Origin of the sequence: Bradyrhizobium sp. BRP19 (assembly GCF_020194195.1) — a bacterium.
Taxonomy (GTDB): domain Bacteria; phylum Pseudomonadota; class Alphaproteobacteria; order Rhizobiales; family Xanthobacteraceae; genus Bradyrhizobium; species Bradyrhizobium yuanmingense.
Genome location: NZ_JADYVZ010000015.1, coordinates 106,262 through 119,851, shown reverse-complemented (window position 1 = coordinate 119,851; position 13,590 = coordinate 106,262). Strand labels below are relative to the sequence as shown.

The following is a 13,590-nucleotide window of genomic DNA, read 5'->3' as shown; positions in this document are numbered from 1 at the left end:
GGCGACTTTCCTTCTTCAAAGTGCGGGATTTCGATGCAGGTAGATCTTCTCGACTACCTTCACGCCAGCTTTGTTCAGCAGGTGGAAGGTTCGAGGCTACGCAGATAACCAGCTCAGTTCGATATGTTCACGTGAGACGTTCGACCGACCCATGGTGTGTCGGCGAGATCGGCTAAGCGGCCACGCTGCTATTTTGTGATCCGCCGGGTTGATGCGACAGTTCTGGTCGGCGCTATCGGCGATATTGAGAACGTCAGCCAAGTGTTCCAGCCAGCCGGCCAATTCTCCGCAGCGAACTCGCCATATCCCTTCAGATTCAAATACCCCTGCATATCGCCTACCGGAAATAGAAAGCCAATCTGCGGACCAACTGCGAAGACTCGGGACCGAAAGCCGCCTAGGGCGGGATGCTGGCCAAAGTCATCAGTTATCTGCTGATAGGCATAACCAACGAGGCCGACGAAAGTTTGCTTTGACAGAAACTGCGAGGCTCCCCAGTCAACGTGAAGATCGATGCCGTTCTGGTACTGCGTATCCGGATTCTTGAAATTGTAGGTGAGGCCCGCCACCGCGGAAAACTCGTGGCCAGTTTGCGGATTGAAGTAGGTGTAGCCGGCGCCGCCGTCGATGGCGCCATGCCCGATGCCGAGATTGGCGAGACGGGACGAACTGTAAGCGCCGACGGGAACATCTCCGGTTACGTAGGTCATGAAGTTATGGACGCCTGCATTCCACTTGAGCGTCGCCTGCGGGTAGAGATCCCCGACTGACGTGATCGAGTCGCCGAAGCTGCCCGTGCGCGTCACGGCCAGGGGGCCGACAGTTGCGGTGAGCGTTCCTGCTAGATCAGCGCTCGATCGTCCGAACAGTCCTGTTACTCCGATGGCCAGTTGCCCGCCCAGCACGGGGGTTGCGAACGTGTATGTAGGATTGAGCAGGACGAGATCCCCCCGCCCATTCAGACGCAAGTTCAGATCGACGTTTACTGTTGCGGGAATTCTGCCGACGTGAATTTCCCTTGCGGCAGCCGCGGTGCCGAATGCACTTACGCTGGTGTGGTAGTAGACCGCTGCCATTGACCAGCCGGGGGCTTGAGGGGTGGCGGCAAGGCTGCTGAAGCGGCCAGGGAGCCAGTAGGAAACGCCACCTTCGTCGGCGTAAGCGGTGGCAGCAGGCACCGACAGCGTCACGACTGCCGAGGCAATGGCTGCATTCCTGAACGCAGAAGAGAGAGACGGCTTTGTCGCGCTCCGTCCAACGCGCTGTTTTCCTTTTCCGAGGTCAAGTGCCGACATCATGGCCTCCTGCATCGCGAATACCGTGTCATTCGCCCCAGAAACCCCAAAGCGAGTACAGCGTGCTGTGGGCCATCTGTGAGCGACCTAGCAATCATGCCGGCGCCTGCGCGCCGGCATGATTGCTAGCGCTAGGCTCCGACTTTTCTGGCGGCCGGGACCGTCCATGTGCCGTTGATGATCGAGGGGTCCGTCTCCTGAGGCCAGTACATACGCAACATGAGGATGAAATCTCCTTCAGGCGCAGGTAGCCAGTTCGACTCCTTCTCTTTGCCGGGAGAGTCCTTCTGGATGTACAGATCAGTTGATCCGTCCGGATTCTCCTTCAAATCTTCTCGAGCGCTGACGGAGTACCTGTTGAGCGGGTTCTTCACGAAGAAATAGTTGCTGTCGTACATCGTAAGCGACCAGAATCCCTCCGCTGGAGGCAAGTGACCTTTCGGAAATCGCATCACGTACTTGTTCGCGCCGCTGTACTTGTGACCGTCGGCGTCTTTTTGCGAAGTCGGATAGACGGCATCCTGCGGCCGGTTGGCACCAAGCCCGATCGCGGTTACCAAAGCCCGCATCAAATAGTCGGTGCCGTAAATGCCGGTCTTGGTCGTGAACGCGAACCCATTCTCGTCTTTGATGGCCTTGTTGATTTTGAACTGAAGCATGATCCGGTCGAACGACACCTCCGGCAGGCGCCTCAGAAAATCTGCCTTCAGCTTACTCTCATCAAAATCCTGCCCTGGGACGATGCCGATGCGGGCAAACTTCGCAAGTTGAGGCGCGTCCGCGGCGTAGGGCGGATTAGTCTTCATGAGTTCGCAAAGCAGCTTGAAGTATGAGACCGCGTCCATGCGATTGACCTGCTCGCGGACCGCCGTCTTCATATCGATTGTTGGATCCACCTTCCCGGGGGCGGGCGTGTAGGCTTTGCCATAAGCGCTGAGCGGAACGAGCTTGCATTCGTCTTGCAACTTGTGCACCGCAGCGTAATCGTCCGGCGTGCCGGTGCAATAGATGCGCCCGAGCAGCCACACGATATTGGTGGCAGACTTGTACTCCTTGACACCCGCCGGCAGCGTGCCCTTCCAACCCGGCCCCGTGATCGCGTAGGTCTGCGCCCCGGTGCCGGTGGTGCGCTTACCTGGCACGTGAAACACGGTGGTCCAGCCGTCCAGCATCGGCATCAGGAAATAGCGGCCCTTCATGTCCGGAATGCTGAGTATCCACGGCTCCTTTCCGACGTCGAAGAAGGATGTCGTGTACAAGGTGTCGGCATTCGGTGCCGTCACATCCCTGAAGGAGGCATCGGGATACTGGCGCAGCTTGATGATGTGTCCCATCGGACCGCGCGTGCCGACGGGCTCGGCGACATTCGTGATGATCCGCCGGGTCATCTCCATCGTCACCAGCGGGTAGCCAAAGATGTAGGCGTCGCTGGCCAGCCAGAAATCCTCCAGGCCTTGTCCCACTCCGAAAAATGAATCCTGGGCAAGAGCCGGTCGTGTGGCGGCGGCTCCCGCGAGCAGCCCCATTCCGCCAAATGCAAGGGATCGACGGGTGATGTTCATCGCTAATCTCCTTCCTATAGAAAACCAGTCACGTGGATTCGCAGTTCACGCCTTTGTAACGGAGCCACTCGGGCGAACGGTTCAATAGCAGGGCGGATAGGGGTAGTAGCCGCAGCGCGGTGAGTAATAGGGATACGCCGCAGCCCCGGCCACAGCAGCGGCTCCTGCCACGGCAGCGCCGCGGTAGAACGCTCCGCGCCAGGCGGTGCGGCGAGCGACGCCGGCGAAAGACAACGGCGTCAACGGACGGCCAATGATATCGATAAAGACAGATGCCGGCCCGTCCGCCCCGGCGAGATCACCTTCGAGGAGATCGACGTCGAAAGTCAGCTTATCACCCTCAAGCTTGGGGGATTTCAACACGACGACGGCATCCAACACCGACGATCCGTCTTTCTTGAATCCTGACACCGTGGCGTTGGGCGGGTCTTTAGCGAAGTTGTCGCTGCCATTGCCCCAGTCCTCGATAATCCGGGAGGTCAGATCATGCCCGGCGGCACGAACCGGTCGGTCGGCAAACACGATCGCATTCGGAGAAATCGCACTCAGCACCAGCTTACCCTCCTTCAGGCTCACCCCGCGCGAGTTGAGGACAAACAGCGATGGGACCACTTCCGGCTTAGCCTGACCAATCGATTTCTCGAGCGGAATGTGCGGCTTGGGTTCGGCCGGAGATTGAGCAAGAAGCTTGTGCGGAATTGCCACTAAGCCAGCGGCGCAGACCGCGATCAAGGCAACGCGGATTGTCATGATGGTCCTCTCCTTTGCAGGCTAGTCATTTTTCCTCGAACAGCACGTGAGCAATTCGGAAGCGACAAGAGCGTCGCTAGTGGCGGCGGCATCTCTGCATCTCGCGCCAAATCACGCGGCGCGTCTTGCCATTTCGCGCCAATCGTCAGGAATCATTCAACGGGTTGGTGGGGTGAGAACGTCGGCGGACGAGCGACCGATCATGCTTGCGGCCGCGTTGCTGCCGCCGATAAACGATGGGTTGAATTTTCATCAAACGCACGAAAGCGCGGCTGAAGCTGCTCGCGTTCGTGTATCCTAGAAATTCTGCAATATCCGACAAGCGCTTACTCGTATCGGCCAGCAGGCGGCACGCAATCTCTAATCGGACTTCGTCGAGGATCTTGCTGTGGCTTGTGCCCATGCGTTCTAGATGACGCTGTAATGTGCGCCCGCTAATTCTGAGCGCCTGCGCTGTGCTATCGAGGGTTGCGTCACCGTGCCGCAGTGATGCAACGATGGCGGTGCGGACCGCCGTGGATGAAGGCAAGCGGACGGCTCTCATCGTTTGACGTCAGGCCTGAAGCCTATGCTCCTACAGCGGAAAATCGATCCATAGGATTAGGGAAGCTGAGAGGCGCATCTGGCCATTGGGCGCCAAAATGTTCGTCGAATGGAATGAGCTGAGACTGCGATCCTCTGGAGGCATAGCCAGGCGACAAAAAGCACGCAAAGAGCCTTGCAGTCCTGATAATCTAAGCGTGTGACAGGCGTCGGCGCTCCCTGTTTAGGGAGTTGTCGTCCTGCTACGCCGCTCGTGCGCTGAATTAAGTGATCGAGACGCACCAATGCCAAAGATTCATTTGACGCGTTGTCAGCACCTCAGTCCCTTCGCTGACATTCTGGATAATCTCGGCGCGCCAACCGCTTCTTTACTGGAAAAGTATCTGCTGCCCGCTTCTCTGGAGGAAAAAGCCGATCATTACGTCCCGATTTTGCCTGCTATCGAATTTGCGGAGTTTGCCAGCCGGTCGCAAGGTATTGAAGATTTTGGATTCCACGCTGCTAAGTCGCTCAATTTCGGACACCTTAGTGAGAAGACCAGGTATCTAATCAGTCATTCTCCGACTTTGCTCGTCGCGCTGCACCAGGCCTGTAGATTAGCTTCGCTCGAAGATTCAAACTTGAGCAACTGGATCGAGCGCCACGGCGACCATGTTCGCTATTGCAGCAAGCTAGCCGGCACTGCCGGACTTCAGCATCTCGAGCATTCACAATGGCTTCAGAACGTTTTCCCGATTTACATCGTCCGCCAATTCGCCGGACCGGACTGGGCTCCGGCAACTATCGCCTTTGAGGCGCGGTACACGCCGGGTCCGGCATGTCGGTCTTTCTGGCCGACGTCTCAATTCCTGTCTGGTCAAGAAGCTTCGTGGATCGACGTACCTGTTTCATTGCTGGGCCTTCCTAACAGATTGGATCAAGCTCCTTCACATCCGAAGAGCGATCTTGTCGAACATTCGAACTTTGACTTCATCCACGCACTTAAGCTGATGCTTCCATCCTACATTGACGAGCGGCCTCCGGCGCTGGCGGAAGTCGCGGAGATGGCGGGGGTCAGCGCACGCAGCCTTCAACGCAAGCTATCTCGCGCCGGGATGACATATTCGCGGCTGTTGGATACCGTGAGGTTTGAAAATGCCAGAAGACTTTTGCGAGATACGGATTCCAAGATCATCGAGATTGCGTTTGCTTCGGGCTACGCAGATCCCGCCCATTTTACCCGTGCATTCCGCCGGGTTGCAGGCGTGACGCCCGGGCAATTCCGCGAGCAATGGAGGGCTCGATAGTCGAGTTGTCATTCGCTGCATCATGTCCGCTTCGGGGGCACAATGCGAAGAACTCAAGTTGAGCAAATCAGGTCTGCTCTGCCGCCCATCCCCACAGACGTATCTGGGTTGCTTCGCTGCGCTCGCAATGACGGGGATAGGGCCGAACCCTGCTTCTTCTTCGCCTCCTTTCAATCCGCTCGATCTCCAGCGCCGACCTCCCGCTCTTTTACGCGACTCTTGATGCTGCTCCCAATGAGGTTGCGCCCGGCTCGTCGCCGTCGAGGCTGCCGCGCAATTCGGCGGGCCGAGGTCGGGTCGTCCTTCTTTGTGCCTTTGTATCGGCAGCTTCAGCCGAAGGCGTTTATCTGGCTTTCTCTCGGACTATAATTCCGACGAGAAAGGCTCATTGATGCCACCCCACCTCACCGTCTACTACAACACCCGCTGCCCCGTCTGCGACGCCGGCATTGACTGGCAGCGCAACAAGCTGCTAGCGCTGGTGCGCGCGGGCACCGTCGAGTTCAGGGACATCAACGAGCAGCCTGATGCACTGGCGCACTTTGGCGCTTCGCTCGACGACATCAGGCGGCGCCTACACGCGACGGATGAGGCCGGGCGGCTCGTCGTCGGCGCTGATGTCGCGATTGCGCTGTGGCGGTTGACGCCGGGACAGGGGTGGCTTGCGGTGCTGTTCGGCAATCGCGTGGCGCTGCCGGTCACGCGGTTTGCCTATGACCGGTTTTCCGATCTGCTATTTGCCTGGAATAAATGGAGCGGGCGCTGGTGAACGCCCCGCTGTGCCCGCCTACTTCTTCTTCGCTCCCACCCGCTCGATCCGCTTGATCTCCAGCGCCGGGCGGCCGCTCTTTTCCGCGATCTCGCGGTCCTGTTCCATGATGAAGTTGCGGGCGGGTTCGTCGCCGTCGAGGCCGCCGAGCAGTTCGGAAGGGACGCGGCGGTTGGAGCGTTGGGAATCGTCTTCGTAGACGACGTTGAAGAAGGCGAATTCGCCTTTGGGGTTGGTTCCGGGTTTTTTGGCCATGGCGGCTTGTCCTCGATCAGGACGCCGCAGTCAAATGACTTTCGGGATTGTGACCTTCGCGATCGTCGCCACGCCCTTCAATAAACGGCGGGCCGAAGCCCGCCGTTTATCTTTTCAGCGTCGCCCGGGGCTGGCAGGGCGACAACCTAAAATAGAAGGCTATAGAAGGCGCGCCGCGATGGCAAGGTAAATCGTCGCGCGACGATGTCGCAGCAGGCGCATCAGATATGCAGCTGATGGATATCGCGATTTCCCACAATTTCGAAAATCAGATGCTTTGGATCCTCGAAGTACTTTGTTCATCTTGCTGCGCTCTCGGAAGGCAACGAGAGCGCGCGGGCGTCAGCGTCTGGAGTCTTGCGATGTTGGCACCATACCACTGTTTTGCCCGACGGTCAACGTCGATTCGGAAAAATCGCAAAGATCACATCAAGACTTCTTCTGTGCATGGGGTTGTTTTTGCGGTTTTGTTTCGGCGCCGACGCGCACGCTTCGCGCTGCGCGCCTCAATCTCGCCGGCGGTGCACCACCTCCTGCACGGCGAGCCGCGATCCCCGTCCGCCGCCTTTCTTGCTACGCTCCTTGCGTCCCTGCGCCATGATCGCGCTGCCCATCGCGGCCGAGCCGAAGGTGATGAGGAAGGAAGCGAGCAGCAACACGAGCGCAATGCCAGGTGCGCGGTCGGCGAAGATCAGCTCGCGCAGATGCCCGGAATTGAGCCAGAGCAGGCCGCCGACCAATAGCACGGCGGCGCAGGCGCCGATCGCGAGATTGATGGCGAGCAGGCGAAACAGCGGGATGCGGAGGAGCGAGCGGGTTGATTGCGGCTGCTGGCGATTGGGCATGGCGATGACGTTCCCCTCACGCCGCCGGCGCGGCGCGCGCGGCCTGCTGTCGCTCCATCATGGTCTGCCACAACGTCGCGATGCTCTGTTGCGTCTGCGGCGCGATCAGGCAATGGCCCTCATTGTCGAAGCCGCAGAACCGCACGGAAGCGTCCTTCTTCACCTCGGTCAGCGCCTGGTTGATCATCTCGAGGCACGTCATGACCTCGCTGACGTCCGAGAGGCGCGTGTGATGCAGGAGGTCCATCAGGCGGAACGTCATCACCGCGGGGCGGCCGAAGCTGATGCCCGGGCGGCCGAGCTCGAACAGCACGTTCACGGCCGGAAGCGCGCCGCGGATGTGCTCGAGCACGCCGGCCATGTCTTCCACGCTGCAGGCGACGAGGTGGGGGACTTGCGGCGGCGCGGCCGCCGGCGTCCGTGGCGCAAGGCCGAGCGCGGCGATCACCTCCTGCTCGATCCATTGCCGCACTGGTGCTGGCGCATTGCGGATCTGCTCGGCGCTCAAGGTTATTCCGGTCATGTGTGGTTCTCCTGCTCGGCTCAGTCTAGAAAGCACGGCGTGAGACGGTTTGATGCGGATCAAGCCTTGTGCTTTGACGCTCACGGCGTTCCCGGGCATGATCCGCGCGCTGCTTCGCACTGGAATTCTCTGGGGGATTGCTCCACATGCCGAGACTGCTTCTCGCTGCCGCCTTCGTCTTGTCTTTGGCCGGCGGATCGGCGCAGGCCGCCCGCTGCGGCGGCGACTTCAACGGCTTCATCGCCAGCATGGCGCAGGAGGCTCAGGCCGCCGGCGTCTCGGCGAGCGTGACCAATGCGGCGCTCGGCGGCGTTGCGCCCGACCCTGCGGTTCTCGCCTTCGACCGGCGCCAGCGCTACACCTTCAACAAGACCTTCGAGCAGTACGTCTCGACCCGGGTCGGCCCCGGCCGCATCAATGGCGGGCGCGCGATGCTGCAGCGGCATGCGGCGCTGCTCTCGCGCGTCGAGCAGAAGTTCGGCGTGCCCCGTTATATCCTGGTCGCGATCTGGGGGCTGGAGAGCGATTTCGGCAAGGGCGACACCGGCAAGCTGCCGGTGGTCCGCACGCTGGCGACGCTCGCGCATGATTGCCGCCGCACCGATCTGTTCCAGGGCGAGCTGCTCGCGGCGCTCAAGATCGTGCAGCGCGGCGACCTGCAGCTGCGCGACATGATCGGCGCCTATGCCGGCGAGATCGGCCAGACCCAGTTCCTGCCATCGTCCTACATCAAGTACGGCGTCGATTTCGACGGCGACGGCCATGTCGACCTCCGCCACAGCATCCCCGACGTGCTCGCCTCGACCGCGAACCTCTTGCACACGAGCGGCTTCAAGATGGGCCAGCCCTATGGCGAGGGAACGCCGAACTTCGAGGCGATGCGCGAGTGGAACAGGGCGGTGGTGTACCGCAAGACCATCGGCTATTTCGCCGATCGGCTGATGGGGCAGTGACCACATCATCGGTGTCATCACCCGCGAAGGCGGGTGATCCAGTATTCCAGAGACGGCGCGGCTAGAGCCGAGAAGCCACGGCGTACTGGATTCCCCGCCTTCGCGGGGAATGACAGCGGTGGGTGTGGAGGCCGTTGCGCTCCTGGCTACTTTTCTATCCCCTTCGCCATCTTCTCCAGCCGCCGCTGCAGCGGCGCCCAATAGGTTCCCGGACGGAAGCGCTGCAGCAGGTCCATGAAGCGGGCGTCGTTGCCGATCAGGATGCGCGGCTCGTTCCGCTCGATGCCCCTGATGATGCGCAGTGCCGCGTCCTTCGGCGAGGTCTTCGCCGCGTTCTCGAACCGCTCGATCGATTGCGCGCGGCGGGCATTGTCGGTGACGCCGACGCCGGTGCGGGCGTTGCGCGCGATCGCGGTGGCGATGCCGCCGGGATGCACGACCGACAGCTTCACCGCGCTGCCCGCGACGCTGAGCTCGTGCCGGACGCTCTCCGAGAAGCCGCGCACCGCGAACTTCGCCGCGGCATAGGCCGATTGGCCCGGCGGGGCGATGATGCCGAAGATCGAGGAGAGGTTGACGATGTGGGCCTCGGCCTTCGTCTTCAGATGCGGCAGGAAGGCGCGCGTGCCGTGCACCACGCCCCAAAAATTGATGTCGAACAGCCAGTCCATCTGGGCCTGGTCGATCTCCTCGAACGTGCCCATCAGCGCAACGCCGGCATTGTTGACGACGATGCCGAGGGAAGGATGCGCGGCGACCGCCTCGCTTGCGAACTGCGCGATGTCGCTCGGCTGGCCGACGTCGACGCGATGCAGGCTGACCTTGCGCGCTGTTCCGATCTCCGCCGCGAGTGCCTTCAATCCGCCCTCGTCGCGATCGGCCAGCGCGAGGTCGCAGCCGCGTTGGGCGAACTCGATCGCCAGCGCCCGGCCGATGCCGCTCGCGGCTCCCGTGATGGCGGCGGCGCCCCGAATCGTCGTCATGAGTTCCCCCGTCAAGTCCCCGATGATGGAACTATGAATTACTTTTTTTTGAAATGAAACCGAACCCACGTCCGCCTGGGTTTTTAACATCCGTTATGAGGGCATGCATTGGGAGCCGCCGATGGGACAAGCGACGCCATTACGCGCGACAGCGCTGATCGTTGAAGACGACGCCATGCAGCGGGAGATGCTTTGCGTCCTCCTGGAGGAGAGCGGCTACCAGGTCATCCAGTGCGAAAGCGCCGAGGCCGCCGAGCGCGTGCTCGACAAGAACGCCGGCGCGCTCTGTCTGATGCTGACCGACGTCCAGCTGGCCGGCCGCATGAACGGCGTCGAGCTCGCGCATGTCGCCAAGGACCGCAATCCGAAGCTCGACGTCGTCGTCACCTCGGGCCGGCCCTTGAAGCAGGCCCTGCCCGACGGCGCCAAGTTCTGGGCCAAGCCCTGGGCGCCGCTCGACGTGCTGCGCGAGGCCGAGATCGCTCAGCTGTCCTGACGCGCCCGCTTTCTCGCAGCGCGCTGCGGTGATAAGGTCGGCCCATGACCTGGTCCTTCCTGCTCACCTCGCTCATCGTCGTCGCTTCCCCCGGCACCGGCGTGCTCTACACGCTCGCTGCGGCGCTGACCCGCGGTTCGCGCGCCAGCGTGGCGGCCGCCTTCGGCTGCACGCTCGGCATCGTGCCGCACATGGCGGCGGCGATGCTCGGTCTTGCCGCCGTGCTCCACACCAGCGCGCTCGCCTTCGCCGCGCTGAAATGGTGCGGCGTCGCCTATCTGCTCTACATGTCCTGGCAGGCGCTGCGCGAGACCGGGGCGCTGGCGGTTGGCGGCGACATCCGCGAGCGGTCGAGCAGCCGCGTCATCGTCACCGGCTTCCTGATCAACATCCTCAATCCAAAACTGTCGATCTTCTTCCTCGCCTTCCTGCCGCAATTCGTCGCGGCGGACGAGGCCCATGTGCTGGCGCGCATGCTGGAATTGAGCGGCGCCTTCATGGTGATGACCTTCGCGGTGTTCGTCCTCTACGGCCTCTGCGCCGCCGCGGTGCGCGAGCGCGTCATCTCCCGCCCGGCCGTCATGGCCTGGCTGCGCCGCTCCTTTGCCGCCGGCTTCGCCGCGCTCGGCGCCAAGCTGGCGTTGTCGGAGCGATAGCTTCTTCGTCACCTCTCGAAAGGTCTCGTCATGCCCGGGCTTGTCCCGGGCATCCACGCTCTTCGGACTGTGCGGCAAGGAGTGGATGGCCGGGACAAGCCCGGCCATGACGCTGTTAGAGCGGGTACACTTCGAACTCTCGCACAATAAAAAAGGCGGGCCTTGCGCCCGCCACCTTCGATCGACCCGACGCCCGGGCGGAGCTCACTCCACCCGGGCAAAGAAACAGAAGCCTCGTTACTTCTTCTTCGCCTTCTTGGCCTTTTTCGCCTTCTTCTTCGCCGCCTTCTTCGCTTTCTTAGCCATAGTATCCTCTCAAGGGTTAATGGTGGAACGCGACACGAGGGTGCTCGGCGGAGGGCCAGCCTCGCAACATCCTCGACGACAAACTCAGCAGATTCGGAGCCGGCTGCCCCGCGTCGTCACATCCGTGTCATCCTGTTATCCACAGCTCAGATGCACTTTCGGGTGATTTTTTGGCGCGAATCCGCTCCACGCGTCAGGCCATCGGGCGCGACAGCCTTAACGATCCGGCAATAGCCGCGTGCCGTTCATGAATCCAAAACCAAGGGCGCGTTTTCGCGAGCCGCAGTGAGACTCCATTAAGCGCAACCATCGCATTGTCTTCCGCAAGAAAACGGGGATGGGTCATGGACGGACGGCTGCCGGGATCGGGGGGCGGGACGCTGCGCGTGCTGTACGCGTCATGCTGAACGTACCGACATTGTGGACGGTCTTCGTCGTCAACTTCCTGGCGCTCGGCGTGATCTGGGCCTACGTGACGCGTTCCTATCCGAATTTCGCGGCTGCGCGGTTCTGGATGGCATCGGCCTTCGTCGGTGCCGCCGGCGCGATGACGGCCTTGATCCGTCTGTTCGTCGCCTCTCCCCTGCCGCTGCTGCTCGGCGCCGGCGGTGTCATCGCTGCGAGCTGCCTTGCCGCCATGGGAATTCAGCGCTTCTACGACCGGCCGGTCTCGTGGCGCCTGATGACCGCGACAGGGTGCTTGAGCCTTGTCGGCGTCGTGCTCTTCATGGTTGGATTCGAGCACATGCAATTGCGCATGCTGAGCTACACGCTCGGTCAGGCCCTGCCGCTGGTGCTGGCGCTGCGTCTGTTGTTGTCGCCGGAAGGCCGCGTCAGTCCGGGCGCCAAGCTGTCCGGCATCGTCATCCTCAGCATCATCGCGATCCTGCTCGTGCGCACCGTGGGCAATCTGCTCGGCTACGATCTCTCGGCGCGCGCCGGCGGCCAGGCCCATGCGATCATGGTGCTCGGGCTGCTGTTCCTGTCGATGACGCTCAATTTCGGTTTCCTGCTGATGGCGATGGACCGGTTGCGGGGCGAGGTTGCCGACCTCGCGTTGCTCGACGATCTCACCGGCGTTGCCAACCGGCGGCATCTCTTGCAGCGCCTGACCGAGGAATGCGCCCGTTCGGGGCGCAGCGGTGAGCCGTTCTCGCTGCTGCTGATCGACCTCGACGGCTTCAAGACCATCAACGACACCCATGGCCATGCCGCCGGCGATGCCTGCCTCAAGCACTTCACCCTGATGGCGCAGACGCGCCTGCGGCCCGGCGACATGCTCGCCCGCACCGGTGGCGACGAGTTCTGCATCGTGCTGCCGTCCTCGTCGCTGCGCGAGGCTGCCGCGATCGCCCGCCGCGTGCTTGAGGTCTGCCGGCAGGATGCCGTCAGCTGCAGCGGCCGCGACATTCCGATCGCGATCTCGATCGGGGTTGCGGAGTGGGATCGCGGCATCGGGGAATTCCCGGACCGCCTGATGGCCAATGCCGACCATGCCCTCTATGCGGCCAAGAAGAACGGCAAGAACGATTTTGCGGTCTATGACCCCACCCCGCCGTTATCGCCCGAGTCTGTCGGGACGGTGAGGACATTCGCGTAAAGCCTGTTAGGCTTGGGTCGCATTGGACCCTGCATGATGATATTTCGCCTGCTCGCGGCCGTGTTGGCCGCTCTCCTTCCGATCTTCCCCGCCGCTGCTGCGGATGCCGAGCTCGCCAGGCTCGCGCGCGCCTCCGGCACGCCCGTCATTCCCGGCCTGAAGATCGTCTGGCTGGCGCCTTGGGGCGAGGTCCGCAACGCAAGACCCTGGCGCAACATCATCGTGCACCAGACGGAGGGACCTGCGGGCTCTGCCCGCGGCGGCGCGCAGGCCCAGGCGAAGAACCCGACGCGGCGCGGCGTCACGGTCTGGGTCGAGACCGACGGCACGGTCTATTGGGCGGTCGCCGAGAACCTCGTGCCGACCCACGGCGACGGCGCCAACCGCAACGACAACAAGTACATCGACAACCGTCCGACCTACCGCCAGGTGGTGCGCGACAATTCGATCGGCGTCGAGTTCGCCGGCAATTATCCCGACGTGACGGCGGGGCCGACCGAGGCACAGGTCGCGGCGTGGAGGATCCTCGTGAAAGTGCTGCGCGCGCGCTACGACATCCCGCTCGAGCGGGTCTACGCGCACAACTGGATCGACTACAAGGACGCCCGCTATTGCGAAGGCTGCACGCTCGCGACGATGGCAAGGCAATGGGGGGAGTAGGCGGTGTGCCCACACGCACCGCTATCGGGCGCAGTTCGCATCACACCAACAAAAAAGCCGGCGTTGCCGCCGGCTTTTCGTCTCTTTCGATCCGCCAATCTCTGGCGC

Annotated in this window: 15 protein-coding genes; 7 read left to right on the top strand and 8 right to left on the bottom strand. The window is 62.0% G+C overall.

The annotated features are described in order from the left end of the window. Window positions 1-188: 188 nt before the first annotated feature. The 4 genes from I6F36_RS31200 to I6F36_RS31185 all read right to left on the bottom strand — a co-directional run bounded on the left by I6F36_RS31200 (window position 189) and on the right by I6F36_RS31185 (window position 4,136). The gene (locus tag I6F36_RS31200) at window positions 189-1,205 is read right to left on the bottom strand and encodes a transporter (protein WP_346656683.1); all 1,017 of its coding nucleotides are present in this window, start codon (window positions 1,203-1,205) and stop codon (window positions 189-191) included. Between the two features lie 221 nt (window positions 1,206-1,426). Further along, window positions 1,427-2,857 carry a DUF1254 domain-containing protein gene (locus I6F36_RS31195; RefSeq protein ID WP_225172842.1) on the bottom strand — a complete coding sequence of 477 codons (1,431 nt, stop codon included), beginning with the start codon at window positions 2,855-2,857 and terminating at the stop codon, window positions 1,427-1,429. Between the two features lie 81 nt (window positions 2,858-2,938). Further along, window positions 2,939-3,607 carry a hypothetical protein gene (locus tag I6F36_RS31190; protein ID WP_225114066.1) on the bottom strand — a complete coding sequence of 223 codons (669 nt, stop codon included), beginning with the start codon at window positions 3,605-3,607 and terminating at the stop codon, window positions 2,939-2,941. 145 nt (window positions 3,608-3,752) lie between these two features. Further along, the gene (locus I6F36_RS31185) at window positions 3,753-4,136 is read right to left on the bottom strand and encodes a helix-turn-helix transcriptional regulator (protein ID WP_225172841.1); all 384 of its coding nucleotides are present in this window, start codon (window positions 4,134-4,136) and stop codon (window positions 3,753-3,755) included. Window positions 4,137-4,434: 298 nt separating this feature from the next. Here I6F36_RS31185 and I6F36_RS31180 point away from each other — a divergent pair, with 298 nt between their 5' ends. Both I6F36_RS31180 and I6F36_RS31175 read left to right on the top strand, forming a co-directional pair. Further along, entirely contained in the window at window positions 4,435-5,436 is a 1,002-nt protein-coding gene (locus I6F36_RS31180) for an AraC family transcriptional regulator (RefSeq protein ID WP_225172840.1), read from the top strand. A gap of 391 nt (window positions 5,437-5,827) precedes the next feature. Then, a complete protein-coding gene (locus I6F36_RS31175; protein WP_225172839.1) occupies window positions 5,828-6,205 on the top strand; it encodes a thiol-disulfide oxidoreductase DCC family protein in 378 nt (125 codons plus the stop codon). Window positions 6,206-6,223: 18 nt separating this feature from the next. Here I6F36_RS31175 and I6F36_RS31170 read toward each other — a convergent pair whose 3' ends face one another. The 3 genes from I6F36_RS31170 to I6F36_RS31160 form a co-directional block, all read right to left on the bottom strand. Beyond that, window positions 6,224-6,460: a hypothetical protein gene (locus tag I6F36_RS31170; protein WP_036009587.1), complete on the bottom strand. Its 237-nt coding sequence runs from the start codon at window positions 6,458-6,460 to the stop codon at window positions 6,224-6,226. A gap of 506 nt (window positions 6,461-6,966) precedes the next feature. Continuing rightward, window positions 6,967-7,305 (bottom strand): hypothetical protein, encoded by a 339-nt coding sequence (locus tag I6F36_RS31165; protein ID WP_225172838.1) that lies wholly within the window; start codon window positions 7,303-7,305, stop codon window positions 6,967-6,969. Between the two features lie 16 nt (window positions 7,306-7,321). Then, the gene (locus tag I6F36_RS31160; RefSeq protein ID WP_109145267.1) at window positions 7,322-7,828 is read right to left on the bottom strand and encodes a hypothetical protein; all 507 of its coding nucleotides are present in this window, start codon (window positions 7,826-7,828) and stop codon (window positions 7,322-7,324) included. 146 nt (window positions 7,829-7,974) lie between these two features. Between I6F36_RS31160 and I6F36_RS31155 the strand changes: the two genes are divergently transcribed. Next, a complete protein-coding gene (locus I6F36_RS31155) occupies window positions 7,975-8,781 on the top strand; it encodes a lytic transglycosylase domain-containing protein (protein ID WP_225114062.1) in 807 nt (268 codons plus the stop codon). 146 nt (window positions 8,782-8,927) lie between these two features. Here I6F36_RS31155 and I6F36_RS31150 read toward each other — a convergent pair whose 3' ends face one another. Beyond that, the gene (locus I6F36_RS31150) at window positions 8,928-9,764 is read right to left on the bottom strand and encodes an SDR family oxidoreductase (RefSeq protein WP_225172837.1); all 837 of its coding nucleotides are present in this window, start codon (window positions 9,762-9,764) and stop codon (window positions 8,928-8,930) included. 121 nt (window positions 9,765-9,885) lie between these two features. Here I6F36_RS31150 and I6F36_RS31145 point away from each other — a divergent pair, with 121 nt between their 5' ends. The 4 genes from I6F36_RS31145 to I6F36_RS31130 all read left to right on the top strand — a co-directional run bounded on the left by I6F36_RS31145 (window position 9,886) and on the right by I6F36_RS31130 (window position 13,482). Beyond that, window positions 9,886-10,260 (top strand): response regulator, encoded by a 375-nt coding sequence (locus tag I6F36_RS31145; protein ID WP_036009616.1) that lies wholly within the window; start codon window positions 9,886-9,888, stop codon window positions 10,258-10,260. 44 nt (window positions 10,261-10,304) lie between these two features. Further along, window positions 10,305-10,916, top strand: a complete 612-nt coding sequence (locus I6F36_RS31140) for a LysE family translocator (RefSeq protein ID WP_225172836.1) — start codon at window positions 10,305-10,307, stop codon at window positions 10,914-10,916. 706 nt (window positions 10,917-11,622) lie between these two features. Beyond that, window positions 11,623-12,822 carry a GGDEF domain-containing protein gene (locus I6F36_RS31135; protein WP_225172835.1) on the top strand — a complete coding sequence of 400 codons (1,200 nt, stop codon included), beginning with the start codon at window positions 11,623-11,625 and terminating at the stop codon, window positions 12,820-12,822. Window positions 12,823-12,855: 33 nt separating this feature from the next. After that, the gene (locus I6F36_RS31130; RefSeq protein WP_225144260.1) at window positions 12,856-13,482 is read left to right on the top strand and encodes an N-acetylmuramoyl-L-alanine amidase; all 627 of its coding nucleotides are present in this window, start codon (window positions 12,856-12,858) and stop codon (window positions 13,480-13,482) included. Window positions 13,483-13,590: the final 108 nt, after the last annotated feature.